This is a genomic window from Nocardia sp. NPDC057440 (genome assembly GCF_042802915.1).
Taxonomy (GTDB): domain Bacteria; phylum Actinomycetota; class Actinomycetes; order Mycobacteriales; family Mycobacteriaceae; genus Nocardia.
The window spans coordinates 340,579-367,111 of the sequence record NZ_JBHVDF010000006.1 but is presented as its reverse complement, the minus strand read 5'-3'; the positions used below and the strand labels follow the sequence as shown (position 1 = coordinate 367,111).

The 26,533-nt window shown below is 67.2% G+C and carries 24 protein-coding genes; 12 read left to right on the top strand and 12 right to left on the bottom strand.

What is annotated here, in order from left to right; genetic code table 11:
* Positions 1-27 precede the first annotated feature (27 nt).
* Positions 28-432, top strand: a complete 405-nt coding sequence (locus ACFU4Z_RS15145; RefSeq protein WP_379063112.1) for a DUF1801 domain-containing protein — start codon at positions 28-30, stop codon at positions 430-432.
* Here the strand turns inward: ACFU4Z_RS15145 and ACFU4Z_RS15140 are convergent.
* On the bottom strand, positions 426-1,127 hold the full coding sequence (locus ACFU4Z_RS15140; RefSeq protein WP_379063110.1) for an NAD(P)-dependent oxidoreductase: 702 nt from the start codon (positions 1,125-1,127) through the stop codon (positions 426-428). The genes ACFU4Z_RS15145 and ACFU4Z_RS15140 overlap by 7 nt on opposite strands.
* Before the next feature lie 97 nt (positions 1,128-1,224).
* Here ACFU4Z_RS15140 and ACFU4Z_RS15135 point away from each other — a divergent pair, with 97 nt between their 5' ends.
* Positions 1,225-1,947 carry a TetR/AcrR family transcriptional regulator gene (locus tag ACFU4Z_RS15135; protein ID WP_379063108.1) on the top strand — a complete coding sequence of 241 codons (723 nt, stop codon included), beginning with the start codon at positions 1,225-1,227 and terminating at the stop codon, positions 1,945-1,947.
* Positions 1,948-2,030: 83 nt separating this feature from the next.
* Here ACFU4Z_RS15135 and ACFU4Z_RS15130 read toward each other — a convergent pair whose 3' ends face one another.
* Entirely contained in the window at positions 2,031-3,260 is a 1,230-nt protein-coding gene (locus ACFU4Z_RS15130) for a serine hydrolase domain-containing protein (protein WP_379063106.1), read from the bottom strand.
* A gap of 325 nt (positions 3,261-3,585) precedes the next feature.
* On the opposite strand from ACFU4Z_RS15130, the gene ACFU4Z_RS15125 reads away from it, so the two are divergent.
* The gene (locus tag ACFU4Z_RS15125; protein WP_379063104.1) at positions 3,586-4,497 is read left to right on the top strand and encodes a cupin-like domain-containing protein; all 912 of its coding nucleotides are present in this window, start codon (positions 3,586-3,588) and stop codon (positions 4,495-4,497) included.
* Between the two features lie 79 nt (positions 4,498-4,576).
* Here the strand turns inward: ACFU4Z_RS15125 and ACFU4Z_RS15120 are convergent, their stop codons facing one another.
* The 3 genes from ACFU4Z_RS15120 to ACFU4Z_RS15110 form a co-directional block, all read right to left on the bottom strand.
* Positions 4,577-7,147, bottom strand: a complete 2,571-nt coding sequence (locus ACFU4Z_RS15120; protein WP_379063102.1) for a polynucleotide kinase-phosphatase — start codon at positions 7,145-7,147, stop codon at positions 4,577-4,579.
* On the bottom strand, positions 7,144-8,655 hold the full coding sequence (locus tag ACFU4Z_RS15115; RefSeq protein ID WP_379063100.1) for a 3' terminal RNA ribose 2'-O-methyltransferase Hen1: 1,512 nt from the start codon (positions 8,653-8,655) through the stop codon (positions 7,144-7,146). The genes ACFU4Z_RS15120 and ACFU4Z_RS15115 overlap by 4 nt, the downstream gene beginning before the upstream one ends.
* A 70-nt stretch (positions 8,656-8,725) precedes the next feature.
* Positions 8,726-11,194 carry a phosphoketolase gene (locus ACFU4Z_RS15110; RefSeq protein WP_379063098.1) on the bottom strand — a complete coding sequence of 823 codons (2,469 nt, stop codon included), beginning with the start codon at positions 11,192-11,194 and terminating at the stop codon, positions 8,726-8,728.
* 476 nt (positions 11,195-11,670) lie between these two features.
* On the opposite strand from ACFU4Z_RS15110, the gene ACFU4Z_RS15105 reads away from it, so the two are divergent.
* The 7 genes from ACFU4Z_RS15105 to ACFU4Z_RS15075 all read left to right on the top strand — a co-directional run bounded on the left by ACFU4Z_RS15105 (position 11,671) and on the right by ACFU4Z_RS15075 (position 18,123).
* Complete coding sequence (locus tag ACFU4Z_RS15105) at positions 11,671-12,246, top strand: FKBP-type peptidyl-prolyl cis-trans isomerase (RefSeq protein ID WP_379063096.1); 576 nt, start codon at positions 11,671-11,673, stop codon at positions 12,244-12,246.
* Positions 12,247-12,441: 195 nt separating this feature from the next.
* On the top strand, positions 12,442-13,812 hold the full coding sequence (tig, locus tag ACFU4Z_RS15100; protein WP_379063094.1) for a trigger factor: 1,371 nt from the start codon (positions 12,442-12,444) through the stop codon (positions 13,810-13,812).
* A 295-nt stretch (positions 13,813-14,107) separates the two neighbouring features.
* Positions 14,108-14,695, top strand: a complete 588-nt coding sequence (locus ACFU4Z_RS15095; RefSeq protein ID WP_366528059.1) for an ATP-dependent Clp protease proteolytic subunit — start codon at positions 14,108-14,110, stop codon at positions 14,693-14,695.
* 75 nt (positions 14,696-14,770) lie between these two features.
* On the top strand, positions 14,771-15,439 hold the full coding sequence (locus ACFU4Z_RS15090) for an ATP-dependent Clp protease proteolytic subunit (RefSeq protein ID WP_328410420.1): 669 nt from the start codon (positions 14,771-14,773) through the stop codon (positions 15,437-15,439).
* 463 nt (positions 15,440-15,902) lie between these two features.
* Positions 15,903-17,183, top strand: coding sequence for an ATP-dependent Clp protease ATP-binding subunit ClpX (clpX, locus tag ACFU4Z_RS15085; protein ID WP_328410422.1), 1,281 nt, complete (start codon positions 15,903-15,905; stop codon positions 17,181-17,183).
* A gap of 25 nt (positions 17,184-17,208) precedes the next feature.
* The gene (locus ACFU4Z_RS15080; protein WP_379063091.1) at positions 17,209-17,517 is read left to right on the top strand and encodes a hypothetical protein; all 309 of its coding nucleotides are present in this window, start codon (positions 17,209-17,211) and stop codon (positions 17,515-17,517) included.
* Positions 17,518-17,700: 183 nt separating this feature from the next.
* Positions 17,701-18,123: an STAS domain-containing protein gene (locus ACFU4Z_RS15075; RefSeq protein ID WP_379063089.1), complete on the top strand. Its 423-nt coding sequence runs from the start codon at positions 17,701-17,703 to the stop codon at positions 18,121-18,123.
* Between the two features lie 60 nt (positions 18,124-18,183).
* On the opposite strand, the gene ACFU4Z_RS15070 is transcribed toward ACFU4Z_RS15075, so the two are convergent.
* From ACFU4Z_RS15070 to ACFU4Z_RS15060, 3 genes are all read right to left on the bottom strand, one after another.
* Positions 18,184-18,759 carry a carboxymuconolactone decarboxylase family protein gene (locus ACFU4Z_RS15070; protein WP_379063087.1) on the bottom strand — a complete coding sequence of 192 codons (576 nt, stop codon included), beginning with the start codon at positions 18,757-18,759 and terminating at the stop codon, positions 18,184-18,186.
* A gap of 109 nt (positions 18,760-18,868) precedes the next feature.
* On the bottom strand, positions 18,869-19,246 hold the full coding sequence (locus ACFU4Z_RS15065) for a nuclear transport factor 2 family protein (RefSeq protein ID WP_379063085.1): 378 nt from the start codon (positions 19,244-19,246) through the stop codon (positions 18,869-18,871).
* 308 nt (positions 19,247-19,554) lie between these two features.
* Positions 19,555-20,163, bottom strand: a complete 609-nt coding sequence (locus ACFU4Z_RS15060) for a dihydrofolate reductase family protein (protein WP_379063083.1) — start codon at positions 20,161-20,163, stop codon at positions 19,555-19,557.
* 194 nt (positions 20,164-20,357) lie between these two features.
* Between ACFU4Z_RS15060 and mihF the strand changes: the two genes are divergently transcribed.
* Together mihF and ACFU4Z_RS15050 are read left to right on the top strand one after the other, a co-directional pair.
* Positions 20,358-20,672 carry an integration host factor, actinobacterial type gene (mihF, locus tag ACFU4Z_RS15055; RefSeq protein ID WP_328410432.1) on the top strand — a complete coding sequence of 105 codons (315 nt, stop codon included), beginning with the start codon at positions 20,358-20,360 and terminating at the stop codon, positions 20,670-20,672.
* Positions 20,673-20,697: 25 nt separating this feature from the next.
* Entirely contained in the window at positions 20,698-21,108 is a 411-nt protein-coding gene (locus tag ACFU4Z_RS15050; protein WP_379063081.1) for an NUDIX domain-containing protein, read from the top strand.
* A 51-nt stretch (positions 21,109-21,159) separates the two neighbouring features.
* On the opposite strand, the gene ACFU4Z_RS15045 is transcribed toward ACFU4Z_RS15050, so the two are convergent.
* The 4 genes from ACFU4Z_RS15045 to ACFU4Z_RS15030 form a co-directional block, all read right to left on the bottom strand.
* Complete coding sequence (locus ACFU4Z_RS15045; RefSeq protein WP_379063080.1) at positions 21,160-21,693, bottom strand: hypothetical protein; 534 nt, start codon at positions 21,691-21,693, stop codon at positions 21,160-21,162.
* 81 nt (positions 21,694-21,774) lie between these two features.
* The gene (fdhD, locus tag ACFU4Z_RS15040; protein ID WP_379063078.1) at positions 21,775-22,638 is read right to left on the bottom strand and encodes a formate dehydrogenase accessory sulfurtransferase FdhD; all 864 of its coding nucleotides are present in this window, start codon (positions 22,636-22,638) and stop codon (positions 21,775-21,777) included.
* A gap of 51 nt (positions 22,639-22,689) precedes the next feature.
* Positions 22,690-24,999 carry an FdhF/YdeP family oxidoreductase gene (locus tag ACFU4Z_RS15035; RefSeq protein ID WP_379063481.1) on the bottom strand — a complete coding sequence of 770 codons (2,310 nt, stop codon included), beginning with the start codon at positions 24,997-24,999 and terminating at the stop codon, positions 22,690-22,692.
* Between the two features lie 238 nt (positions 25,000-25,237).
* Complete coding sequence (locus ACFU4Z_RS15030; protein WP_379063076.1) at positions 25,238-26,404, bottom strand: FHA domain-containing protein; 1,167 nt, start codon at positions 26,402-26,404, stop codon at positions 25,238-25,240.
* Positions 26,405-26,533 lie beyond the last annotated feature (129 nt).

Sequence of the window (26,533 nt, the reverse complement as noted above, 5' to 3'; positions counted from 1 at the left end):
GCGGGTGTCTGTGTTTGGATCATTCGCATGTCCTATAAGGCCGACCCACGCGTCGACGCCTATATCGACGCGCTACCCGAGTGGCAGCAGCGGATCTGTCACGAGGTTCGCGAACTGATGCACGAGGCGGACCCGGAGGTCGTCGAGACCGTCAAGCGCACCGTCCAGCCGTATTTCATGCTGGATGGCAATATTTGCGCGCTGCTCGCGGCGAGACTGCACGTCAACGTGTTCCTCTACGACGGCGCCATCGTGCCGGACCCCGAGGGCATCATCACCGCAGGCCACGACAACAAGACCGCGCGCACGGTGGCGGTCCGCGAGGGGGAAACCCTCAATGCTCCGGCGTTGTTGACCATGGTCCGCCAGATCATCGCCAACAACCGCGCCGGTGGGTGGCGAAAGCTGAAGGCGCAGGAGTCGGGTCAGTAGCCGATCGTGAAGCGTCGCTGTACGAATCGCGGCAGCTCGGCCTCGTCGAGCAGCGCGACGGCGGCGTCCTCGATCGAAATGCGACTGCGACCGTCGGCATCGAGCACCGGCTGATCGCCGCCGACGCGGTAGCGGCCGGTGCGTTCGCCGGGTGCGATCAGTTCGGCGGGGCTGAAGTAGGTCCACAGCCGGTTCGAACTACGCAGCACGGTCAGCGCGTCGCGGTGGCCGCGCACCGCCGCCGCGTACTCGCGAGGCAGGCCGATGCTGTCGAGGGTGTCGGTGAGGCGCTGGTCGTCGTCGGCGGTGACCCGACCCGGCGCGAATTCCAGGCTGCCCGCGCCGCCCACGACGATCAGGCGGGTGCGTGGATGGCTGCCGAGCGCCTGCACCAGCGAGCGCGCCGCGGTCGCGTAGGCCGTAGGGTCGGCGATCGATGTCGCCACTGTGCCCGCGAAATCCGTTGCGGCATTGCCTGGCTGATAGCAGCTGATCAGCACGTCCATTCCGGGCAGGGCGGCCGCGACGGCGGCGCTGTCGAACACGTCGAGGCTGCGCCAGGCGACGTTCGGCTGATCGGCGGTCCGTTCACGCGCGTCCCTGCTGAACGCGGTGACGTGATGGCCGCGGGCTTCGGCTTCGGCTCGCACTCGCTGGCCGATATTGCCGGTCGCGCCGACGATTCCGATGAACATGGTTCTCCTAGAGCTGTTTGGTACGGCGCGTAAAAACTATACGCCGTGAACTTTATGTGCAACGTCTAGTTTCTGTACGCCGCTGTAAGGTGGCTCCGTGGCCACTGCGGCGCCGAGCAGGCGGGAACGACGACGTTCCGAGACGACAACCGAGATCAAGCAGGTCGCCCTGCGCCTGATGGCCGACGGCGGGCCCGGCGCGATCACCCTGCGGGCGATCGCGCGCGAAATGGGCATGACCGCCAACGCGGTCTACAGCTATTTCGCCACCCGCGACGACCTGGTCACCGCGCTCATCAACGATGTGTACAGCGAGCTCGCCGACACCGTCGAAGCGGCGAGGGACGCCTGCCCGCCGGCTGACCCCGCGGGCCGAATCCTGGCCTGGGCCTGCGCCTTCCGTGAATGGGCCTTGGCCAACTCCGAGGGTTTCCGCCTCATCTATGGCGATCCGGTGCCCGGTTATCGGCCACCGGCGGGTGGTGCGGCCCCCGAGGCCGAGCATCGGGTATGCGCGGGCCTCACCGGCCTGGCGGCAGGCGCGTGGCCGCATGCCGAGAAGCTGTACGCGGACAGCGGCTTCGAGTGGTCGGACTTCGACGACAAACTCGTCGGCGAGGTCGCGCGGGACTTCCCGGGATTGCCTCCGGCCGCCATCGCGATCGCGCTACGCATCTGGGGCCACCTGCACGGCCTCGTCTCCTTGGAGATCCTCGGCCACCTGCGCTCACAAACGACCGCCCCGGACAAGCTCTACCGCAACGAAATCGGCCACCTCGTGCGCTCCCTCGGCCTCACCCGGCCGAAAGAGCAGGCCTGACCGGCCGTCGACGTCAGGAGGGGAGCCCGCGCAGCCGACCGTGCACGCGGCGGAGGGGCTGTCATTGCCGACGACCGGACCGGTCAGCTCGCCGCCGCGGTGGTGTCGATGAAACCGGAGGCACTGTCGGTGCCTGCCGAGCGGGCGGCGCGCTCGCACATGGCGGCGAGCATGGGCAGGCGGGCGTCGCCGAGGGACATCGCGTGGTTGCCGAGGTGGTTGGTGACGAAGCCGATCGAGAGGCCGAGGCGGGGTACGGCGATGCCGCCGGAGCCGCCGATGCCGAAGTGGCCCAACGCATGCCTGGTGAGTGTGGCGCCGACGATGGCGCGGTGGTAGCCGAGAGCGAAGTGGGGTGCGGCGCCGAGGACGTAGTCGTAGCGGCCGTTCGGCGGCATCTCGGCGATGCGGCGGGTGGTCTCCGGCCGCAGCAGGCGGCGGTGGCCGACCATGCCGTCATTGGCGATGGCGCCGTACATCTTGGCCAGCGAGCGCGCGGTGAAAACGCCGTTCCAGCCGGGCATCATGGCGTCGTAGGGACGCGGGCCGAGGGTCATGTCGGCCCAGCCGTCGTAGATGGCGCCGCGTGCCGAGCGGACGATTCGCACCGCCGCGAACGGGGCGATCAGCGTGTCGAACGGCACCCCCGCGACGCCGAGGCGTGGTGCCAGCTGGGCCAGGCGGTGGCGCTGATGCTCGGGCACGCCGAACCAGAAATCGTTGTCGCCGAGCGGTTCGGCGAGTTCGCTGCGCACCACCTCGAGAAAGCCGCGGCCGGTGGCCCGCTGGGCGATCTCCGCGATGAGGGTGCCGAAGGTCAGGCCGTGGTAGCCGGACGCGCGCAGTCGCATCGGGTCGGGCGCGGAGGCGGCCATGGCGGCCGCGACGGCGTCGTGGTCGAGCAGATCGTCCGGGTGCTCGACCAGGCCGCGGGTGCGTTGCAGCCCGGCACGATGGTTGAGCACCTCACGAATCGTGATGTCCGCCTTGCCGTTCGCCGCGAATTCCGGCCAGTAGGTCGCCACCGGCTCGTCCAGGTCGAGGACGGCGCGTTCGACGAGGCGATGTGCGATGGTCGCCGCGACGCCCTTGCCGGTCGAGTACGACAGCGCCATGGAGTCCGCCCGCCAGCGTCGGTCGGTGTCGGCCCAACCCGCCCAGATATCGAGGACGGGCTCGCCGTGCCAATAGACCGCAAGTCCGCCCCCGCCCTGACTCTTGCGGCGAAACATCGAGAAGAACTTGGCGGCGACCGCGGTGAACCGGTCGTCGATCAGCATGTGGGCTGGCGCGTCGATGCTCGCAGCGGGCATGGTCAGACTCCTTTGTCTGTCAAAAACGCCTGCAAGCTGGCACGTAACAGTTGCAAGCAGCGTGCTAACGCAAACTGTAACGGGTGTCACTTATGGGCGGCAATGGTCGCTTGCTCAACCGCAGTCGAGATCACTGCCGCCCAGCGGCACGATGCCGCGAGCCCCGGCACGGAGTAATCCCGCGTTCGCCCTCCTCACCAGTGGGGCTTTCCCGCAGTCCTCGTCTCCCGCAGCGGATGTAGCATCGGCCGGGGGCGCGCCGATAGTCTCGTCGAGCAGCCGGCCGACAGGCGGTGGGCACCTGATTCCGTTGGAAGATTGGGACATGACCAAGGGTTACGACGAGAGGCCGGCGACGCTGGCACCGATTTTCTTCGCCAGTTTCGCGCTCTGGCTCGGTCGGAGTGTCCGAGACGCTGTCCAGCCATCCACGGGCGGTCAACAGAATCTCGAGGTGCCCGCGCAGGACTTCGAGCTCGAGCCGGTCTTCGACAAGCAGACCCCGGTCGTCTTCCGCGGTGTCGCCAAGACCTGGCCGATCTTCGAGGACTACCAGCCCCAGGAGCTGCGCAGCAAGTACGGCAGTGAGAAGGTGGCCGCGCTGACCAGCACCACCAACGTGTTCACTCAGGAAACCTCGCCGGTCGAGGTGCTCGAATACCGTGAGGTCATGGACGCCGTCTTCGATCAGCCGAAGCCGGGCAAGAACTACTACTCGCGCTCCGCGGCGGATCCGCGTCCACTGGCCGATCTGCTGCCCGCGCGCGTCGGCACCCGCGCGCAGAGCACGGCGGCCAGCAGCGTGTGGATCGGGCAGCAGGGCAACCTGACTCCGCTGCACAACGATCCGTGGCACGGCCTGCTGATCCAGCTGCACGGCCGCAAGCGGGTCCGGCTGTTCCCGCCGAACGAATACCGCAATGTGTACGGCAAGGTGCCGTTCAAGGCCTCGGATCCCTACACCGGGCTGCCCGACGAGTTCGAGCCGGATCGCAACAGCTTCGAGAAGCTGCAGCACGCGTCGTACTACGACGTGGTTCTGGAGACCGGTGACATTCTCTACATCCCGATGTTCTGGTGGCACCAGGTCGAATCCGTCGACCCGGCGATCTCGTATGTCGCCCGCTACAACCCGAGCTACTTCGAATTCATGAAGGCGGCCTTCTTCCCGATGGCCATGCGCGGCCTCCTGCGCATCGTCGACAGCATCAAGGGCGCGTTCCGCAAGAAGAAGTGATGTACCCCGCTGCGGCGACCAGCGACTGATTCCGGTCGCTACCCGGCCTACCGGGTAGCGACCGGTGTGTTTTCGGCGGTCAGAGCCGAGGATCGACCGGCTCGGCTTCGAGGGCGAGGACCGCGAAGACGGCTTCGTGGACACGCCACAGCGGTTCGCCCGCGACGAAACGATCCAGCGCTTCCAGGCCGAGTGCGTACTCGCGCAGCGCCATCGACCGCTTGCGGCCGAGGCCGCGAGTGCGTAAGCGTCGAAGGTTGTCCTCGCGCAAGTACTCCGGGCCGTAGATTATCCGGAGGTACTCGGGTCCACGGCATTTCACGCCGGGCTGGACCAGCCGGTCCGCCGCGGTGCGCGCGAGTGCCTCGACCGGCTTGACGACCATGCCCTCACCGCCCGCGGCGGTCAGCTCCGACCACCACGCGGTGGCCGCTGCTTCGCCGTCGGGCTGTGCGAGGTCGACGGTCATCCGCGCGGTCGCGGCGAACAGATCGCCATCCGCCGCGACCAGTCGGTCGACGCGCTCCAGATGCCAATCATGGTCGCGCACCGCGTAGTTGACGCCGTCGGCGGCCAGGATCTGGAACGGGGCGAGCCGGAGTCCGGCCAGCCCGTCGACCGGCCAGCAATACCGGCCGTAGGCGGCGCTGAAGGCGTCCGCGTCCGACTTGCGGGCGGCAGTGCGATCGGCGAGGTCGGCGATGTCGAGGCCGCGGCCTGCCGCTGCGGCCAGCAATTCGGTGGCCGCGCCGAGCGAGGCCCGTGCCGCCGCGCCCACCGCCGCGTATTGGTTGCGCAGCAGGCCGACCGCCTTGGCCGACCACGGCATCAACTCGGTGTCCAGCAGGAGCCACTGACTGTTGAGCTCCTCGAACAGCCCGGCAGTTTCGGCGGCCGCACGTACTCGGGCCAGTAAAGCCTCGGCCTGCGCGGCGTCGTCGAAGAACGGACGACCAGTGCGCGTGTAGATCACGCCGGTGCCGCCGTCCTCGACGCCGAACCGGTCACGCGCCGCCGCTGCCGAGCGGGCCACCAGAACGATGGCGCGCGAACCCATGTGCTTTTCCTGGCATACAACCCGCTCGACGCCCTCGGACCGGTAGTAGGCGAAGGCTTCGGCAGGATGCTCCAGCAGGCCCGCCAGCTCCGAGGTCGCGCAGGGCGCCATGGTCGGTGGCAGATATACCAGCCAGCGCGGGTCGATCGCGAAGCGGCTCATCACTTCCAGTGCGGCGCAGGCATTTTCCTCCTGCACGCCGACGCGGCCGTGCTGGCGGGTTTCGACTACCCGGCGGCCGATCACATCGTCGAGGTCCAGTACGCCGGGATCGCGGCGCACCACGCCCTCGGCCGTCGCGATGGTGGTGGCCCGCAGCGGCCGCACCGGCTCGTACCACACCTGCTCGGCGGGCACGGAAACCGATTCCCGCTCCGGGTAGCGCAGCGCCGAGAGGCGGCCGCCGAACACCACGCCGGTGTCCAGGCAGAGCGTGTTGTTCACCCACTGCAGGTCGGTGACCGGTGTGTGCCCGTACAGCACCGTGGCGCGACCGCGATAGTCCTCGGCCCACGGATACCGCACCGGCAGGCCGTATTCGTCGGTCTCCCCGGTGGATTCGCCGTACATGGCGAAGGACCGGACCCGGCCGGACATGCGACCGTGGTACTCCTGCTTCAGCCCGGCGTGCGCGACCACCAGATTGCCGCCGTCGAGCACATAGTGGCTGACCAGCCCGCGGCAGAATTCGGTGGCCGCCTTGCGGAAGTCCTCGTCCTGCGCCTCGAGCTGGGCCAGTGATTCGGCAAGGCCGTGTGCGACGCGCACGTTCCTGCCGTCCAGCGCGCGCACCAGCTTGTTCTCGTGATTGCCGATGACGCACAACGCGGTGCCCGCGGCCACCATGCCCATCACCAACCGCAGTACGCCGGGGGTGTCCGGGCCACGATCGACCAGGTCACCGACGAACACCGCGGTGCGCCCACCCGGATGGTTCGCGCCGACGACGCGGCCGAGGTCGTCGCGGTGCAGCTCGTAGCCGAGCCTGGCGAGCAGCGTTTCCAGTTCGGCGCGACAGCCGTGCACATCGCCGATCACATCGAAAGGGCCGGTGAGCTCGCGCTTGTCGTTCCACGACCGCTCGTCGACGATCGTCGCGGATTCGATCTCCTCGACTCCGCGCAGCACATACACCTTGCGGAAGCCCTCGCGCTCCAGGCCGCGCAGACCGCGGCGCAGTTCGCGCTGCTGCCTGGTGACGACATGCTGCCCGAGATGCGATCGGTCGGCGCGGCGCGCATTGCGTTCGAGACATACCGAATCCGGCACGTCGAGCACAATGGCCACCGGGAACACATCGTGCGCGCGGGCCACCGCGATCAGTTCCTGACGCGCCTTCGGCTGCACATTGGTGGCGTCGACGACGGTGCGCAGCCCGCGCCGCAGCCGCACGCCCGCGATGTGATGCAGCAGGGCGAAGGCGTCCGGCGTCGACGACTGATCGTTCTCGTCATCGCTGACGATCCCGCGACAGGCATCCGAGGACACGACCGCCGTCGAGCGGAAATGCGCGTGCGCGAAGGTCGATTTCCCGGAGCCGGTGCTGCCGATCAGCACGACGAGCGAAAGCTCGGGGACGGACAGCTCGGTCATCGCGCGACTCCTTTCGTTGCGCCGTCGGTGGTTTCGGCGGTTGCCTTGGTGAACACCGCCATCTGAGAGGACGACCCGGCGTCGGGATGCTCGGGGCCGACCGGAACGAATCGGATGCGGTATCCGTGCTGTTCCGCGACTCGATGGGCCCACGCCGCGAATTCGGCGCGGGTCCATTCGAACCGGTGGTCGGAGTGCCGGAAGGCGCCTGTCTCCAGCCCCTCGTACAGCGCGTTGTATTCGGCATTGGGGGTCGTGACGATCACCGAACCCGGCGCGGCGGAACCGAATACGGCGTGTTCGAGCGCTCCGAGACGTGGCGGGTCCACGTGCTCGACGACCTCCATCAGGACCGCGGCGTCGTAGCCGCGCAGGCGCGCGTCGGTGTAGGTCAGCGCGCCCTGTCGCAGGGACAGCCGTTGCGCCACCCGCTCCGGCAACCGGTCCAGCCGCAGCCTCCGCTTCGCGATATTCAACGATCGCATCGACACGTCGACTCCGGTGATCTCACTGAACGTTGTGTCCGCCAACAGCTCTCGAAGCAACGCTCCGTCACCGCAGCCGAGATCGAGCACTCGCCGCGCCCCGGCCTCACGCAGTGCGGCGAGTACTGCTTCGCGGCGCAGCACTGCCAGCGACGCTGTGGGTTCACCTGCCTCGACGGTGGTCTGCTCGGCTGCCGGGCTTGCGGTGCCGCTGTCCTTGCCGAACTCGTCGGCGGTGTCTTCGACCGCGTCCAGCTGTTCCGGGTCGGTGTCATCGATCTCGGCGAGACGTGCGAGCGCCGTGCGGACGAGGGAGTGCCGCCTGGCAAGATAGCGCCGGGTGATCCAGGCCCGATCCGGGTGCTCGGCGAGCCAGCCCGAGCTCGCGCGGATCAGCTTGTCGACCTCGTCGGCGGCCACCCAATAGTGCTTGGCGCCGTCGAGCACGGGCAGCAGGACATACAGGTGCGAGAGCGCGTCGGCGAGCCGGAGCGTGCCGGTGAGTTCGATTCGCACGTAATGGGAATCGCCCCATTCGGGAAAGGCCGGGTCCAGTGGCAGGGGAGTGACCGCCACAGTCCAGCCGAGCGGGGCGAAGACGCGTTCGGCCGCCTCCGGCCCGCCCTTGCACGGCACGGCGGGCAGTTCGATGCGCAACGGCAGCGCGGTGCGCACCAGTTCGGGGCGCTGGTCGCAGCGGCCGTGCAATGCGGTGCGGAATACCGCGCCGAGCGCGACCGACAGCAGCGACGATGCCGCGTACGGCCGATCATTGACGTACTGTCCGAGGCTGAAATCCGTTGTGCTGCGCGAGCGTCCGCGCACCAGCCGGATCGGGTCGACCTCGAGCACCAGCGCCGCCGTGCACCGCGCCGCGTCGGCCTGCGGGTACAGCACGTGCGCAACGCCATAGGACTGCTCGAACGCCTGCACCCGGTCGGGGTTCTTGTGCAGCAAGAAGCCCAGGTCGGTCGCCGGCCACGCGGCGTCCTCCGGTGGTGTGCAGGTGATCGTCAAGAGCATCCTGCGATCGTGGCCCAGCCGGGCAGTCGCCGCAAGGACGTTTCGCGATCTCGGCAGCCGTATTTCTGCGTCAGAGGCTGAGTTTCGGCCAGGTCCAGTCGGCGACGGCGGGGATGTCCTCGCCGTGTTCGCGGGTCCAGGCACGGGCGTTCCAGCGGGCGTCGACCATCTCCTGACGCAGGCCCGCCGCCTTGTCCCGCAGTGTCGGCACCCGATCGACCACATCCATCACCAGGTGGTACCGATCGAGGTCGTTGAGCATGACCATATCGAAGGGAGTTGTCGTGGTGCCTTTTTCTCTATATCCGCGCACGTGCATTTCACCATGGTTCGCGCGACTGTAGGTCAGGCGGTGGATCAGCCAGGGATAGCCGTGGAAGGCGAAGATCACCGGACGATCGCGAGTGAACAGAGTGTCGAATTCGCTGTCGGACAGGCCGTGCGGGTGTTCGTCGGGCGGCTGTAGCCGCATCAGATCGACCACATTCACCACCCGGATGCGCAGCGCGGGCAACCGCTCGCGCAGGATGGCCGCGGCAGCAAGGGTTTCCAAGGTCGGCACGTCGCCAGCGCAGGCGAGCACGACATCCGGCGTGGTGCCGGGATCGTCGTTGTGCCCCGCCCAGCCCCAGATGCCTGCGCCGCGGGCGCAGTGCGCGGCGGCATCGGGCACCGAAAGCCAGTCCGCCTGTGGCTGTTTGCCCGCCACCACCACATTGACGTAGTGCCGCGAGCGCAGACAGTGGTCGAAGGTGGACAGCAGCGTGTTCGCGTCCGGTGGCAGATACACGCGCACGATCGACGGCTTCTTGTTCAGCACCACATCGAGGAATCCCGGGTCCTGGTGGGTGAATCCGTTATGGTCTTGACGCCAAACATGGGACGACAAAAGGTAATTGAGGCTGGCGATGGGACGCCGCCACGGAACTTCCGCACTGGCGTCGAGCCATTTGGCGTGCTGGTTGAACATTGCGTCGACGATGTGGATGAACGCCTCGTAGCAGGTGAAGACTCCGTGCCTGCCGGTGAGCAGATAGCCCTCGAGCAGGCCCTGGCACATGTGCTCGGACAGCACCTCGATCACCCGGCCGGACCGGTCGAGGCCGACATCGAATTCGCCTACCTCCGCCTGCCAATCGCGCCCGGTGACTTCCAGGATGTCCTGCAGCCGATTGCTGGCCAGTTCGTCGGGCGCGAAGGTCAGGAAGTTGTCGGTATTGCCCGCGGTGACCTCGCGCAGCCAGCCGCCGAGCACTCGGGTCGCCTCGTGCCTGCTCGCGCCGGGTGACCCGACCTCGACCCCGTAGTCGCGCCAGTCCGGGAGCCGAAGATCCCGAACGAGCGTGCCGCCGTTGGCCACTGGATTGGCGCTCATCCGCCGATCGCCGCGCGGCACCAGCTCGCCGAGTACCGCCACCGGTCGTCCCGCTTCATCGAACAACTCGTCCGGGCGATAGGAGCGCAGCCATTGTTCGAGCACCGCTCGGTGCCGGTCGTCGGTGCGCGCGGCGGGCAACGGCACCTGATGTGCGCGAAACGTGCCCTCGACCCGCTCGCCGTCGACCACCGGTGGGCAGGTCCAGCCCTTCGGTGTGCGCAGCACGATCATCGGCCAACTCGGGCGCACCCCGTCGCCGCCCACGCGCGCGGCACGCTGGATTTGCCGGATGCGGTCCAGGCAGTCGTCCATGGCGGCGGCCATCGCCTGATGAACGGCCGCAGGATCGTCCCCCGAGACGACGATCGGTTCGTAGCCGTACCCGCGCAGCAGCATCAGCAGCTCGGATTCCGGAATGCGCGCCAGCACGGTCGGATTGGCGATCTTGTACTGGTTCAGGGCGAGGATCGGCAGCACCGCGCCGTCGCGGCGCGGGTTGAGGAACTTAGCGGCGTGCCAGCTGGTGGCCAGCGGACCCGTCTCCGCCTCACCGTCCCCCACCACGCAGAAAACGGTGAGATCCGGATTGTCGAGCGCCGCGCCGAAGGCATGCAGCAGGGAATACCCGAGTTCGCCGCCCTCGTGGAAGGAGCCCGGCGTTTCGGGCGCACAGTGACTCGGCACGCCGCCGGGAAAGGAGAACTGCGCGAACAGCGCAGCCATCCCGGAACCGTCCTGTGGCACATGGCTGTAGAGCTCGGAATACGTGCCCTCCAGCCAGGCGCACGCATTCGGGCCCGGCCCGCCGTGCCCGGGCCCCGCGACGAACACCGCGTTCAGATCGCGCTGCTGGATGGCCCTATTGGCATGCGCCCAGACCAGATTCAAGCCGGGCACGGTCCCGAAATGTCCGAGCAGCCGCGGTTTGATGTGCTCGGCCCGCAACGGTTCCCGCAGCAGCGGGTTGCGCATCAGATAAATCTGGCCGACCGCGAGATAGTTCGCCGCCCGCCACCACGCGTCGATCGACTCCAGTTCGCCGCGGTCGAGCGGACCGGGCACTTGCGCCAGCCGATACGGCAGCGGCGCGATCGTCGCACCGCCGCTGCTGTCGACATTGTCGGCCGAGGTATCGCCCCCGGCACTGGCCATCTGCGTCATACGCCGACTCTCCTCACGCTCGGGGCATCGGGAGCGGTACCGGAGGAACCGCTGTCGCCGGGTCCTGCACGGTTGTCGAAAAACGATCGACAACACCGGATGGAGAATTCCTCGTCAGGCTACCGGCAGCCGGCGTGCGAGTCAGGTGTCTGTGCACGGCATCGGCTCCCGTGCCTGCCCATACCGCGGCCAAGCCGGCCCCACGCTCCGAGACCGCCGGTCGGCACCCGCCTGCTCACCCGGTCGGGGAGGAGATCGACGATGAGGGCCGCCACGGCGATCCTTGTCATGCACTCAGGCTGGTCGTCGAACCACCCGCTGGTCGCCCCCTGTCCGTACGGTTCGGCTCCCCCGAACGGGGAGCCGATGGTCGCACCGGAGCTGGCACGAGCTGTTCCTGACCCCCGAGCGTTCGAACCGCCGTGTGGTCAGGGCGGCACGAGGCCGATGGCCGCGCGTGGATTAGGGTGCGCCGCATGCAAATACTCGGCAGGATCATCGGCCTCGGCGCGATCGCCGCGACCGCGTTCGCGTTGACCGCGTGCGGGTCGGGGGACGACAACAACTCGGTGTCCGCGACGACCACCGCGGCCGCGAAGACCGGCTCGTCCGCGGCGGCGGCGCCGCAGAGCAAGGGCCGCGAATGCACCGCCGACGACATCAAGGTCGACGGTGGGTTCGGCGCCAATCCGAAGATCACCATCCCGGACGATTGCGACCCGCCCAAGCAGTTGATCGTCAAGGACCTGGTCGAGGGCGGCGGGCCGGGCGCGACCGCGGGCCAGCAGCTCACCATGAACTATTCGCTGATCACCTGGTCGGACAAGAAGAAGCTCGACAGTTCCTTCGACCGGGGCAAGCCGTTCCAGCTGACCCTCGGCGCCGGACAGGTCATTCCCGGCTGGGACCAGGGCTTGGTCGGTGTCCAGCAGGGCGCGCGGCGGCTGCTGATCATCCCGCCGGACCTCGGATACGGCGCGGGCGGCAACGGCATCAAGCCGAACGAGACGCTCGTTTTCGTCACCGACGCGGTCGCCGTTCCCAAGAGCTGAGTCTTTCTCCGTCCCCTCGCGAGCAGCCGCTGCGACGGTCTAGGACGGTGCTGCCCGCGACCCACCGCGACCGGTCAACTAACCTTGTCGGGATGCGTGCGCGTGGGCGCGCTGCGTCTATGTCCATCAGAGCAATGCGCCCATGTCGATGAGAAGCAAGTCGACCAGAACCACCAACGAACAAGGAGCATGTCCGTGAAGAGCACCGTCGAGCAGCTGAGCCCGACCCGGGTCCGGATCAACGTCGAGGTGCCCTTCGAGGAACTGAAGCCCGACTTCGACAAGGCGTACAAGGCACTGGCCAACCAGGTCCGCATCCCGGGCTTCCGCCCGGGTAAGGCGCCGGCCAAGCTGATCGAGGCCCGTGTCGGCCGTGGCGCGATCCTGGAACAGGTCGTCAACGATGTGCTGCCCGCGCGTTACAGCGAGGCCGTCACCACTTCCGAGGTGAAGGTCATCGGTCAGCCCGAGATCGAGATCACCAAGATCGAGGACGGCCAGCAGCTGGCGTTCACCGCCGAGGTCGACGTGCGTCCCGAGATCACCCTGCCCGCCTACGAGGGCATCGAGGTGTCGGTCGACGCGTTCAGCATCGGCGACGAGGACATCGAGGAGCAGCTGCAGTCGCTGCGCCAGCGCTTCGGCACCCTGACCGGTGTCGAGCGTCCGGTCAAGGACGGCGACTTCGTGTCCATCGATCTGTCGGCCACCGTCGACGGCGAGGATGTGCCGGAAGCCGCCACCACCGGCCTGTCCCACGAGGTCGGATCCGGCCAGCTGATCGAGGGCCTCGACGAGGCGCTGACCGGCCTGTCGGCCGGTGAGTCCGCCGAGTTCACCTCCACGCTGGTCGCCGGCGAGCACGCGGGCAAGGAAGCGGTCATCACCGTCACCGTCGGTTCGGTCAAGGAGCGCGAGCTGCCCGAGGCCGACGACGACTTCGCCCAGCTGGCCAGTGAATTCGACACCCTGGAAGAGCTGAAGGCCGATCTGCGCACCCGGGTCGAGCGGGTCAAGAAGGTCGAGCAGGCAGGCGAGATCCGCGACAAGGTGCTCGAGGCGCTGCTGGAGCAGGTCGAGGTGCCGCTGCCGGAGGCCGTCGTCAAGGCCGAGATCGACGCCGTGGTCCACGACGCCGTGCACGGCTTCGACCACGACGAGGACGCCTTCGCCGCCGCGCTCGAGGCGCAGGGCAGCACCCGCGAAGAGTTCGACAAGGACACCAAGGAGTCCGCCGAGAAGTCGGTGAAGACCCAGCTGCTGCTGGACGCCATCGCCGAGGCGGAGAACACCCAGGTCGGCCAGGAGGAGCTCACCGAGCGGATCCTGTTCCAGGCGCAGCGCTACGGTCTGTCGCCGGAACAGTTCATCCAGCAGGTGCAGCAGGCGGGCCAGCTCGGCGCGGTGTTCGCCGATGTGCGCCGCGGCAAGGCGCTCGCCGGTGTCGTCGGCCAGGTGAAGGTCACCGACTCCGAGGGCAACTCGGTGGACACCGCCGAAATGTTCGGCGCGCCTGAGGGTTCCGAGGCCGAAGCCGAAGAAACTGCCGCCGCGAGCGCCGAATAATTCCATGGAATGCCAGCGTGATCGACGGCCGAGTGGTTGTGTGATTGCGCAGTGAGCGAGCGTAGCGAGTGAACCGCGGACACAGTGCGCCCTCGCGCACAGCGCAATCGAGCGCTGGCGAGATTGCGCTGTGAGCGAAGTAGGGCGGTGCCGGGAGTTCGGTGCCGCCCTGTTTCGTTAATGTTTGTGACAGCGAACGGTGATGGCTCTGTAGCAATCAGCGCTGTGTAGGTTTCAGTGACAAGCCGGTGAGAAGAGAAGGCAGGTATCCGTGACAATCAACCAGGCAGGGGTCATGACAGCCGCTACTGCTGGTCTCAACCTCAGTGATTCGGTGTACGAGCGCCTGCTGCGTGAGCGCATCATCTTCCTCGGCACTCAGGTCGACGACGACATCGCGAACAAGCTGTGCGCCCAGATCCTGCTGCTCTCGGCGGAGGATCCGGTCAAGGACATTTCGCTCTACATCAACTCGCCCGGCGGTTCGGTGACCGCGGGTATGGCCATCTACGACACGATGCAGTTCGCCGAGTGCGACATCGCCACCTACGGCATGGGTCTGGCCGCCTCGATGGGGCAGTTCCTGCTCACCGCGGGCACCAAGGGCAAGCGCTACGCGCTGCCGCACGCGCGCATCATGATGCACCAGCCGTCGGCGGGCATCGGTGGTTCCGCGGCCGACATCGCGATCATGGCCGAGCAGTTCGCGCACACCAAGCGTGAGCTGAACGAGTTGCAGGCGCAGCACACCGGCAAGTCGGTCGAGCAGGTCACCATCGACGCCGACCGCGACCGGTGGTTCACCGCGACGCAGGCGCTCGAGTACGGCTTCATCGACCACGTGATCAGCCACGCGAATCAGGCGGGGAACGGCGCGAAGTAGCCGACCATTTCGAGCGACCTGCAACCAGTCGCAACGGCTGAGAACCGCTCACCCACTCAGACTTTGGAGACGAAGATGGCCAACCTGATCGACCCACGCGCCGGCCTCGGCGGTATCGCACCGCAGAGCCCGCAGGCGCGCTACATCCTGCCGTCGTTCATCGAGCACTCGAGCTTCGGTGTCAAGGAGTCCAACCCGTACAACAAGCTGTTCGAGGAGCGCATCATCTTCCTCGGCGTGCAGGTGGACGACGCCTCGGCCAACGACATCATGGCGCAGCTGCTGGTGCTGGAATCGCTCGATCCCGACCGCGACATCACCATGTACATCAACTCGCCTGGTGGCTCGTTCACGTCGCTGATGGCCATCTACGACACCATGCAGTACGTGCGTGCCGACGTCGCGACGGTCTGCCTCGGCCAGGCGGCCTCCGCGGCCGCCGTGCTGCTCGCCGCGGGCACCCCGGGCAAGCGCGCCTGCCTGCCCAATGCCCGTGTGCTGATCCACCAGCCGTCGCTGGAGGGTGGCATCCAGGGGCAGGTTTCGGACCTGGAGATCCAGGCCGCCGAGATCGAGCGCATGCGTCGCCTGATGGAGACCACGCTGGCCTACCACACCGGTAAGGACGCGGACACGATCCGCAAGGACACCGACCGCGACAAGATCCTGACGGCCGCGGAGGCCAAGGACTACGGGATCATCGACACGGTGTTCGACTACCGCAAGCTCAGCGCACAGAAGTAATCTCCGCGCGCGATCAGGTGTCAGGCAGGGATTCTGGGGTAAGCCCCGGGATGCGGGTTGCGCCGGTCGCTCGTATGTTGCTGTTAGTCAGGTAAATCCGGCCGGGACAGGTGCCGCTCGGCATCGGTTCCGGCCGGATTGCTTCGATGGAACCGACCGACCGGAAGGGTGTCCGGCGGGATGGGCCACGAGGCAGGCGGCCGGACCGGGTTTCGGCCGCAGCTCGGGGAGAACGTGTTCTATTGCCGTGAGAACTCGCGCAACCCCGGCGAGAAACATGCTCGAGTTGTCGACCTCCGTCGCGCACACCGGGTACGGTCAACCTAGGGGCCTTTGCTCCGGTTGACGGCAGTGCTCGACCCGCCGGAACACTCGAGGTGTTCGTGATTACACCCGAGGGTGGCGGATTGCTGGCAACCTGGACAGACGGTTGCACGCGGACAAGGAAGTAGGGACCCACGAGATGGCGCGCATCGGAGACGGCGGCGATCTGCTCAAGTGCTCGTTCTGCGGAAAGAGCCAGAAGCAGGTCAAGAAGCTCATTGCGGGACCAGGGGTGTACATCTGCGACGAGTGCATCGATCTATGCAACGAGATCATCGAGGAAGAGCTGGCCGAGTCCAGCGAGGTCAAACTCGATGAGTTGCCCAAACCTGCCGAGATCCGGGACTTCCTGGAGAACTACGTGATCGGGCAGGACACGGCCAAGCGCACGCTCGCGGTGGCCGTCTACAACCACTACAAGCGCATCCAGGCCGGCGACAAGGGTCGCGACAGCCGTGGCGAGACGGTCGAGCTCGCCAAGTCGAACATCCTGATGCTCGGGCCGACCGGCTGCGGCAAGACCTACCTCGCGCAGACCCTGGCCAAGATGCTCAATGTGCCCTTCGCCATCGCCGATGCCACCGCGCTGACCGAAGCCGGGTATGTCGGCGAGGACGTCGAGAACATTCTGCTGAAGCTGATCCAGGCCGCCGACTACGACGTGAAGCGGGCCGAGACCGGCATCATCTACATCGACGAGGTGGACAAGATCGCTCGCAAGAGCGAGAACCCCTCGATCACCCGCGACGTCTCCGGCGAGGGCGTGCAGCAGGCGCTGCTGAAGATCCTGGAAGGCACCCAGGCCAGCGTGCCGCCGCAGGGCGGACGCAAGCACCCGCACCAGGAATTCATCCAGATCGACACCACCAACGTGCTGTTCATCGTGGCGGGCGCGTTCGCCGGACTGGAGAAGATCGTCTCCGACCGCACCGGACACCGCGGCATCGGCTTCGGCGCCGAGGTGCGTTCCAAGGCGGAGGTCGACACTTCCGATCACTTCGCCGAGGTGATGCCGGAGGACCTGATCAAGTTCGGTCTGATCCCCGAGTTCATCGGCCGCCTTCCCGTTGTCGCCTCGGTGACCAATCTCGACAAGGAATCCCTGGTCAAGATTCTCTCCGAGCCGAAGAACGCGCTGGTCAAGCAGTACATCCGACTCTTCGAGATGGACGGCGTCGACCTCGAGTTCACCACGGACGCACTGGAGGCGATCGCCGATCAGGCCATCCTGCGTGGCACCGGCGCTCGCGGTCTGCGCGCCATCATGGAAGAGGTCCTGCTGCCGGTGATGTACGACATCCCCAGCCGCGATGACGTCGCCAAGGTGGTCGTCGACGCCGACACGGTCAACGACAACGTGCTGCCCACCATCGTGCCGCGCAAGGCGCAGCGCACCGAGCGGCGCGAGAAGTCGGCGTAGTCGCGCACCGGTAGGGGATTTCAGGGTGCAACCGCAGCCACCGCTGCATCCGGCGGGGCCAGGTCAGCTGCTCGATGTCCGCGGTGTGCTCAGCGGCACCGTCGACATGCGGACCTATCGGCACAAACATCTCGTGGTCTTCTCGCGCTCTGAGGGCGGGCTGATCTGGGACACGGGCCCGGACTTGGACGGCCTGCTCGCGAGGCTGACAACGTGTGTCGAATGGCTTGACGAACACTTCGGGTTCGAGCTGGTGAGCGTCTTCGCCAACCCGCTCGAGCGGCAGTACATCTACTACGCCATGCTGCGTCGTCGTAGTGGAGGCCAGCGATAGTAGGCGACGTGTCGTCGCCCATCGTGGACATCAGGTCACATCGGAGGTGTACAGACCTGTCTGTGGGGGTAGTCCATATTCAGGGTTGAGCAACCAGCCCAGTCCCGGAGCGGAGGCATCCGGGCGAAATTCAAGGCCGGCAATGTTTCGAGCGTGCCGTGCGCGACCCGGACCGAGGTCCTTATGTCGACTGTTGTTGCTACTTCCAGCCAATTCGCCACCCACATCGCGGGACCGTGGCCGTCCGGTCGCGGTCCCTCCGACCGCCTGCGTGTCACCCTCACCGCACCCACCGATTCGGTCACGCTGTGTGCCCTCGTCGGCGAGGTGGATTACTACAGCGCCGATGTCTTCCGGAGCCGTCTGCTCGAATCTCTCGAGACCGCCGGGTCCGTGGTGGTGGTCGATCTGTCCAGGGTGACGTTCTTCGGCAGCGCAGGTCTGCGGGTGTTGATCGAGGCCGAGTCACTGGTGGGACCGCCAGGAGGCAAGCTCGTGCTGATCACCGGCCGACGTTGTGTCGACCGGCTGCTCGCCGCCGCTGGCGATGTCGCGGTTTTCCGGACGGTGACCAGCCTGGCCGAGGTGATGGCCGACGCCGCATAGCCGCTTTACCGCGCCGCCCGCCGAGGAGTGCTCGTCGGGCGGCGCGGTCGTTTCGCGGGGTCAGTCCGGGGCCCACGGAACTCGGCAGGAATCGGTGCTGAAGCCCTGTGCCGTGATTCCGAGTGCGGAGTAGAAGCGCGAGCGCATGTTCTCCAGGCCGATCTGGTAGGTGAGCTCGATGACACCCGCACGGCCGAAACGCTTTTCGAGGTCGGCGACCTGATCGTCGGTGACGGTGGTCGGTGTCGCGGTGATGGCGTCGGCGTAGGCGATGGCGGCGCGTTCGTCGGCGCTGTAGAGCGGTGAGGTCTCGTACTCCGCGATGTGCTCGAGGCGGTCGATGTCGAGGTCGCCGTGCCGCATGAGCATGGCGCCGAAGTCGATGCACCATGAGCAGCCGACGATCCACGCCGCGCGGTAGACGGCGATCTCGCGGATGGCGGCAGGCAATTCTGTGCTCGCTCGTTCTACGAGCAATTCGTGAATGCCGCTGGCGGCGAGCAGCTTTCCGTGGTTGGCCGTCACCGCGAACGGTTCGGGCACCGCGCCGAAGCGTCGCGCGGCGATGCGGTACAGCAGCTTGGTCAGCGGCCCCGCCTGCTCGGGGGGGACGGCGGGGATACGGGTCGTGCCCATCACGGTTCTCCTTCGATCCGACGATGTTGTCCTGCTACTCGGACGAGGAGGGATCGTGGAATGTGACGGGCAGCCGGGTGTGATCCACCGCACGCGTGGCCCGTCGGGGCTACACCGCTTCGGTGTGCATATCGGCGGGGTTCCAATACGCGCGCATGCTGATGATCTTGCCGTCGTCGTCGAACTCCATCACGTCGATAGGAGTCAGCGTGAAGCGCTTGTCGCCGAACTTGGTGATGATGCTGAACATGAAGGCGGCGTGATTGCCGCCGATGCGGATAGTCTCCGGCTTCAGTTCGGTTTCCCGATCGAGGTTGGCGATCACATCGTAGAACTCGCGGATGGCGGCGTGGCCCTGTTTGACCTCGGAGCCGATGGGATCCTCGACCGTCGCGTCGGGGGCGTAGAGGTTGACGATCTCCTCGGTCGGACCCGAGCCGACCAGTTTGACGTACTGCTCGACCACATCGCGGATTTGCTGTGCCATGGAAACTCCTGCCGAATTGGAACATGTTCTAATTCGGAGCGTAGCAGTGCCCACGACGCCTGGGTCGATGATTGCACGCCCGGTACCGCCCGGACCGGCCGCCGGGCGAACGCGTGCGCGCCGACGGCCTCGAATCCTCTGTGTAGCGCCTTCGAGGACACGGTAACGATCGGCCGGCTGCTGCGGTTCGATCGCGCCCGGGTCGGGGATCGCCGTTGATCCTCCTGGTTCGCCATTGAACCTTCGTCCCACTCGGGTGCTTTCGTTGATGGTGTCGTATGCAGGGCCTCCGATGTTACGTCCGTCACTTATGCTAGCGATCCGTACTTCGGTGCGCCCGCGTTGCGGTATATCGCGATGACAACGCCCGAAGCGGTGGTGCGCGAATCGGTGACATCGAATCCGGTGGGCTGCACGTCCTCGGTGAACAGCCGCTTGCCGGTGCCGAGCAGCACCGGGAAGGTGAGCAGGCGCATGGTGTCGATCAGACCTGCGGCCAGCAGGCCCTGCGCCAGGTTGCCGCTCCCGTGTATTTGCAGTTCGCGACCAGGGCGTTCCTTGAGTGCGGTCACCTCCTTGACCAGATCGCCGCGCAGCACCTCGGCAGGGCCCCATCCCGCGCTGGCCAGGTGGGTGCTCACCACGTACTTGGGCAGCGAATTCAGTGTGGTGGCAATGGGATTCGTCGGGTCGGTGACCTGCGGCCAGTATCCGGCGAAGATCTCGTAGGTGCGCCGACCGAGCAGGAAGGCGTCGACCTGTTCGAACACTTCGGTCATGAAGGTGCCGAAGTCCTCGTCGCCGTAGGGCGCCGACCAGCCGCCGTGGGCGAACCCGCCGCTCGGGTCCTCCTGCGGTCCGCCGGGCGCTTGATAGACGCCGTCGAGGGTGATGAACTGGGTGAGGGACAGCTCCATGGTCGGAGGTTCCTTTCGTCATTGCCGCCCGCGGCGCGCGGGCCTCTCCCCTGATTCGACGGCGCGGGCCCGGAAAACTCATCGCTATTTCCGCCGGTCGCGCCCCGGTGTGTCGGACTTGCGCTCTCGGCGACGTGCTGTTGAATCGGTCCGGTCAACCAGATGTTCGAGTGACGAGTGAAAGCGGAGGAGACATGGCACTGCCTACCATGACCGCGGAGCAGCGCACTGAGGCGCTGGCCAAGGCGGCTGCGGTCCGCAAGGCGCGCTCCGAACTGATCGGCAAAGTGAAGGCCGGCAAGGTTTCGGTTGCCGATCTGCTGAAGAAGGCCGATAGCGACGAGCTGGTCAAGAAGACCAAGGTCGCGGCCGTGATCAAGGCCCTGCCCGGCGTCGGCCCGGTGAAGGCCGCCAAGCTGTTGGACCAGGCCGAGATTCCCGAGGACCGCCGCATCGGTGGACTCGGCGCTCGCCAGCGCGCCGCACTGCTCGAGGCACTGGACGCCTGATCGCGTCTCAGTTGTCGAGGTAACCATGATCGAGGAACGAACGCTCACGTCGGTGGCGTGGTTGTGCGTCGAGAACGGCCGCTTGCTTGCGGTCCGCACCAGAGGACGCGACGCTTTCTACCTACCGGGCGGCAAGCCCGAGCCGGGTGAAACCCTGGCGGGAGCGCTCGTTCGTGAAGTTCGAGAAGAAGTCGGCGTCGAGTTGGAGGCGCACCGGATCGCGCCCGTGGTGACTATCACCGCTCCTGCCCACGGGCGTCCCGGCACTCTCGTCGAAATGCACTGTTTCACCGCGCCGGGCCACGGCAACCCAGCACCAGCCGCGGAGATCGCGGAAATGACGTGGCTCGGTCCTGCGGACCATCACTTGTGCGCGCCTGCCGTCGGCAAGGCCTTGGACCACCTCACCTCCATCGATGCCTGGGACTCGCCGTGAGTCGTCCAATTGCCCGGCAGCTTCGGCCCGCACATGAGTGGTGCCGATCGATCAGCGCGTGCGGCGGCGCGGCAACCGGATGTCCATCGGCGCCGGGTCGGACATGGGGATGTCGCCGCGCGGCGGGATGACCACACAACCGAGGCCGAGGATGACCAGCGCGGCCGCGCCGAGCAGGCTGAACGTGAAGCTGCCCGCGCCCATCTCGGCCGGTTTGTGGATGGCGTGGTAGACGAAGTGCGGTAGACCGAAGGTCAGCCAGCCGATTCCCGCCACTCGGGCGACGGCGGTGCCGTCGATGACGAGCGCGGCGACAGTGACCGCGGTCAAGGCGAGGAAGAAGGCGCCGACGTCAGCTGCGAGGTGGTGGTTGTACGGCCCGTCCACCGATATCCAGTGCATACCGAAACCTGGGAAACTGGTGTACCAGGAGTGCGGCGCGAAGACCGCCCACAAGCCGACGATGGCGCCCTGGACCGCGAGGAGCGCCAGCATGATCCGAACGATCAGCAGCCGACGGCGAAACTGTTCGAACCGCATGCGCACGCGCACGCCGCCGGACTTGCCTTCCACCGAAATCCGCATCGGACGCTCCGTTCAAGCCGAATTCTGGATCGGGTGAAGCAACCGTAATTCGGACATCGGAAACGGGCAATAGGCGCACCGTCAGGGGCGGGTCCCTACGTTGGTCGGCGCAATCGGCGCATCGGTGATCGACGTGCGGTCGAGCCGGTGCGAACCGGTGTAGATATTCATGGTCAGACCGCGCAGGAAGCCGACGAGGGTGAGGCCGGATTCGGCCGCCAGGTCGACGGCCAGCGAGCTGGGCGCGGAGACGGCGCCGAGCATCGGGATGCCTGCCATGACCGCTTTCTGCACCAATTCGAAAGAGGCTCGGCCACTGACGAGCAGCACCAGATCGTGGGCCGGGATACGGTTTTCGCGCAGTGCCCAGCCGAGCACCTTGTCGACGGCGTTGTGCCTGCCGATGTCCTCGCGGACGGCGAGGGCGGTGCCGTCCGCGGTGAAAAGTCCCGCCGCGTGCAGACCGCCGGTCGCGTCGAAAACGCCTTGGCGGGTGCGCAATTCGGCGGGCAGGGCGGCGAGGGTGGCGATGTCGACGAGGAGGCCGTCGGACGGTATCGGGAATCGGGTGCTGGTGCGCACTTCGTCGAGCGCGGTCCTGCCGCACAGCCCGCAGGCTCCGGTGGTGAGGACGTGGCGGCCGTGTACCGGCACCGGCGTGCGCAAGTGGACGTCGAGGACGTTGTAGGTGTTGTGCCCGTTCTCGTCGGTGCCCGCGCAGTAGCGTGCGCTCACCACATCGTCGGTCGCGCCGATGATGCCCTCGCCCAGCAGAAATCCGTGCACCAGATCGATATCGCTGCCCGGAGTGCGCATGGTGACGGTGAGTTGCTCGCCGCCGATGCGGATTTCGAGCGGCTCCTCCACCGCGAGGGTGTCGGGCCTGGTGATCTCACCGTGGGAGGTGATGCGGATCGTCGGACGGCGCGCGGTCACTCTACTCACGACGGCACCTCACCGCTCTCAGCGGGCGATCGGTGGCGACGGTCTGCGCGGTCACGACGGCTGCCCGACATGCGTGTGCCGCTCGAGCCGGATGGTCACCGCTTTGGAAACCGGGGTATTCGACCGTGCCGCAACATGATCCAACGGAACCAGCGGATTGGTCTCCGGGTAGTAGGCGGCGGCGTTGCCGCGCGGCGTCGAGTAACCGATGATGCGGAAGCCGGTTACCTTGCGTTCGGTGCCGTCGGTCCACTCGGAGATCAGATCCACCAATTCGCCGTCCGTGAAACCCAATTCGGCGATGTCCTCGGCGTTCACCAGGATCACCTTGCGGCCGCCGTGCACGCCGCGGTACCGGTCGTCCAAGCCGTAGATGGTGGTGTTGTACTGGTCGTGGCTGCGCAGCGTCTGGAGGATCAGTCTGCCGTCGGGGACCGGAGTCCAGGTGAGATCGTTCACCGCGAAGTTGGCTTTACCTGTGGTGGTGCGGAATTCGCGGGAGTCACGCGGCGGATGGGGCAGCACGAAGCCGTTGCGCTGACGGACCCGGGTGTTGTAGTCGGCGCAGCCGGGCACCACGCGCGCGATCGCGTTGCGGATCTTGTCGTAGTCGCGCTGGTACTGCGCCCACGGGACCGGGTGCTCGGCGCCGAACAGTGCCTGCGCGAGCTCACAGACGATGGCGACCTCGCTGCGCAGCTGATCGCTCACCGGCTTCAGCCGCCCGGTGGACAGATGCACCATCGACATCGAATCCTCCACCGACACCTGCTGTTTCACGCCGGCTTGCAGATCTTCGTCGGTGCGGCCGAGGGTCGGCAGGATCAGCGCGGTCTGCCCGTGCACAACGTGGCTGCGGTTGAGTTTGGTGGAGACGTGCACGGTGAGCGCACAGCCGCCCAGCGCCGCCTCGGTGACCTCGGTATCGGGCGTCGCGGAGACGAAGTTGCCGCCCATCCCGAAGAACACCTTCGCCGTGCCCTCGCGCATGGCGCGGATGGCGTCGACGGTGTCGAAGCCGTGCTTGCGCGGGCTGGTGATGCCGAATTCATGATCGAGCGCGTCGAGGAAGGAGTCGGGCATCTTCTCCCAGATACCCATGGTGCGATCGCCCTGCACGTTCGAGTGACCGCGTACCGGGCACACACCCGCGCCCGGCTTGCCGATCATGCCGCGCAGCAACAGCAGGTTCGTCGCCTCCTCGATGGTGGCGACGCCGTGCTTCTGCTGGGTGAGGCCCATCGCCCAGCAGATGATGATGTTGTTCGATTCGGCCAGCAGCCGGGCGGTGCGGCGGAGTTCGTCGTCGGTCAGCCCGGTCGCCGTGCGGACGGTGTCGAAATCGACGGCCCGCACGTTCTTTTCGTATTCCGTGAAGCCCGCGCAATGCGCGTCGACGAATTCGCGGTCCACCACCGTTCCCGGCGCGGCGTCCTCGGCCTCGAACAACAGGCGGCCGAGCCCCTGGAACAGCGCCATGTCACCGCCGAGGCGGATCTGCAGGAAGTCGTCGGCGATGGACACGCCGCTGGTGAAGCCCTTGACGGTCTGCGGATCGCGGAAGCCGAGCAACCCGGTCTCCGGCAGCGGATTGACGGCGATGATCTTGGCGCCCTTTGCCTTCGCGCCCGCCAGTGCGCTCAGCATGCGCGGATGATTGGTGCCCGGGTTCTGGCCTGCGACGATGATGAGGTCGGCGGCATCGAAGTCATCGATCGAGACCGAGCCCTTGCCGATGCCGATGGAACTGGTCAGCGCGGCGCCGGAGGATTCGTGGCACATGTTCGAGCAGTCCGGCAGATTGTTGGTGCCGTAGCTGCGTACCAGCAGTTGGTACAGGAACGCGGTCTCGTTGGCGGTGCGCCCCGAGGTGTAGAAGAGCGCCTCATCCGGCGTCGCCAAGGCACGCAGCTGCTCGGTGATCAGCTGGTAGGCGTCGGCCCATTCGATGGGGGAGTAGTGGGTGGCGCCCGGGCGCAGCACCATCGGATGGGTGAGCCTGCCCTGCTGACCGAGCCAGTAACCCGACTTGTCTGCCAGCTCCTCGAGGGAGTGCGCGGCGAAGAATTCGGGGGTGACGGTGCGCAGCGTCGCCTCCTCGGCGACCGCCTTCGCGCCGTTTTCGCAGAACTCGGCAGGGCGACGATGGCCGGTCGCCTCCGGCCAGGCACAGCCGGGACAGTCGAAACCGTGCACCTGGTTGACCCTGGCCAGCGTGCGGGCGGTGCGGACAACGCCCATCTCCTCGACCGCGCGTTTGAGCGCGACGGCGACGGCCGTGACCCCGGCCGCCTGCTCCTTCGGTTCGGTCACACTCAGCGCGGACTCGTCGATGTCGCGTGTCGGCCCTTTACGGTGCATGGTCGTCATTGTCCTCTCCGCAGGGAGGCTGTCTCGGCGGGGCCGAGATCAGCCTGTCCGATCGTGCGTACCCGCCGGAGGTCCGCTGCGCAACCGCGGCACGCAAGAAGGCCCGGCTGCGCGTATGTGACATGACCCCCGACTGCGGCACAAGGGGATGACCCGACAGCGGTACGCAGGGAGACTGCGGAGAAGGCCCGAGTGGCCTCCTGCGGCGGTCACGACAAACCGTGAGCGTTCAGGGGCGGCGGCGTTCACCGGAGATCTCGGTGGCGTCCTTGCGCCGATCTTCGACGTGGTGGGTGGCGATTCGCTCGCCGATGCGGACACTCCAGCCGGGCGGGAGTTCGATGGGGGCGGTGCCGACGCGGGTCCACTGCCCGGCGCCGGGCGCCGCGATGAAAGTTCCTGCGGGAGTGGAGGCGTCGCGAATGTAGACCTTGCCGCGTTCGAGCGAGACATAGGCGTGCACGCGTGAGACGTGCCGGTCGCGCGGGACGGCGATGGGTGAGGCGGCGGCGGTGCGCACCGAATCGTCGGACGTGGGGCTGCGGCCGATGACGTACGGGCGGTCGAGCGGGTAGGCGGCGCCGTCCTCGAAAACGAGCGCGCCGGTGGCCGGACCGAGCGGCGCTGGTGCGCTGCCGGTGGTACGCACGCGCCGTGGTCGCGCGCCGTCATGCGCCGGCACCTTGTCCAGCGCGACAGGTTGCGGTCGCGACGGTGTGGTCGGCCGGGTCGCGTCCGATGTCTCGGACCACGCCAGCGGTCCCGCCCGGGTGCCGATCTCCGCACTTGCCCGAGCGTCGTGGCTCGACTGGGTATCGGATTCCGACAGCGCGGCCATGCCGGCCGGAGCCGTCGGTGGCGGCTCGTCCCCGGCCGTGGACTGTTGCGCGACGGACGCCGGGCGCGCGGACTTCGCGGTTTTCCGCACCGCGACACGAAATACGAAACCGCCCCCGGGAACCACGCCGTCCCGCAAATTGCTGCGTGGGTGGGTGGTCAAGGGAAGCGCGGTGTCGGCGCCGACCGAAATCTGCCGCACCGGCTCGCGCACGATCTCGTCCACCCAGGTGAACGCTCGCGCACCGGCCAGCCGCCTGGTCCCCTCCGCGCCCTGGATCTCGGCGCTCACCGCTCCGCGCAACAAGATGACCGTGCCATCGCCGGTCGGCGCGACCACGCCGAACGGCGGTGGCTCCGATCCGCTGCCGAACACGACCGCGGCCAGGCGCTGCACGATCGCCGCGCCGGGATGCTCGCCGTCGGCGACGGCTTCGATCGCGCCGAGTATGCGGTCGGTGGAAGACGTTTCGCCTGCCAGGTACACCACGACCGCACCGAAGCGTGCGATCAAACCATCGCCCGGCGCGATTCCAACGGTGGACGGGTCCTTCGGCACCCGTGCCCTCCTTCCCGGCGCACTACGGCCCCCAGCATAGAGCGTGCACGGTGCCCGGAACGGGCGCGGCGAACAACCGAAGGGCGGGCACGGAATTGTCCGTGCCCGCCCTGTTGTCGGTGGTGCGGG

Bases quoted from the DNA above. Each gene is read 5' to 3' on its own strand.
- ACFU4Z_RS15045 (WP_379063080.1), bottom strand. From the start codon at position 21,693: ATGCGGATTTCGGTGGAAGGCAAGTCCGGCGGCGTGCGCGTGCGCATG.
- ACFU4Z_RS15110 (WP_379063098.1), bottom strand. From the start codon at position 11,194: ATGACGCAGATGGCCAGTGCCGGGGGCGATACCTCGGCCGACAATGTC.
- ACFU4Z_RS15130 (WP_379063106.1), bottom strand. From the start codon at position 3,260: ATGCCCGCTGCGAGCATCGACGCGCCAGCCCACATGCTGATCGACGAC.
- ACFU4Z_RS15050 (WP_379063081.1), top strand. From the start codon at position 20,698: ATGATCGAGGAACGAACGCTCACGTCGGTGGCGTGGTTGTGCGTCGAG.
- ACFU4Z_RS15140 (WP_379063110.1), bottom strand. From the start codon at position 1,127: ATGTTCATCGGAATCGTCGGCGCGACCGGCAATATCGGCCAGCGAGTG.
- ACFU4Z_RS15105 (WP_379063096.1), top strand. From the start codon at position 11,671: ATGCAAATACTCGGCAGGATCATCGGCCTCGGCGCGATCGCCGCGACC.
- mihF (WP_328410432.1), top strand. From the start codon at position 20,358: ATGGCACTGCCTACCATGACCGCGGAGCAGCGCACTGAGGCGCTGGCC.
- ACFU4Z_RS15120 (WP_379063102.1), bottom strand. From the start codon at position 7,147: ATGACCGAGCTGTCCGTCCCCGAGCTTTCGCTCGTCGTGCTGATCGGC.
- ACFU4Z_RS15070 (WP_379063087.1), bottom strand. From the start codon at position 18,759: ATGGGCACGACCCGTATCCCCGCCGTCCCCCCCGAGCAGGCGGGGCCG.
- ACFU4Z_RS15095 (WP_366528059.1), top strand. From the start codon at position 14,108: ATGACAGCCGCTACTGCTGGTCTCAACCTCAGTGATTCGGTGTACGAG.
- ACFU4Z_RS15115 (WP_379063100.1), bottom strand. From the start codon at position 8,655: ATGCTCTTGACGATCACCTGCACACCACCGGAGGACGCCGCGTGGCCG.
- ACFU4Z_RS15065 (WP_379063085.1), bottom strand. From the start codon at position 19,246: ATGGCACAGCAAATCCGCGATGTGGTCGAGCAGTACGTCAAACTGGTC.
- clpX (WP_328410422.1), top strand. From the start codon at position 15,903: ATGGCGCGCATCGGAGACGGCGGCGATCTGCTCAAGTGCTCGTTCTGC.
- ACFU4Z_RS15090 (WP_328410420.1), top strand. From the start codon at position 14,771: ATGGCCAACCTGATCGACCCACGCGCCGGCCTCGGCGGTATCGCACCG.
- ACFU4Z_RS15075 (WP_379063089.1), top strand. From the start codon at position 17,701: ATGTCGACTGTTGTTGCTACTTCCAGCCAATTCGCCACCCACATCGCG.
- ACFU4Z_RS15060 (WP_379063083.1), bottom strand. From the start codon at position 20,163: ATGGAGCTGTCCCTCACCCAGTTCATCACCCTCGACGGCGTCTATCAA.
- ACFU4Z_RS15145 (WP_379063112.1), top strand. From the start codon at position 28: ATGTCCTATAAGGCCGACCCACGCGTCGACGCCTATATCGACGCGCTA.
- ACFU4Z_RS15035 (WP_379063481.1), bottom strand. From the start codon at position 24,999: ATGCACCGTAAAGGGCCGACACGCGACATCGACGAGTCCGCGCTGAGT.
- ACFU4Z_RS15125 (WP_379063104.1), top strand. From the start codon at position 3,586: ATGACCAAGGGTTACGACGAGAGGCCGGCGACGCTGGCACCGATTTTC.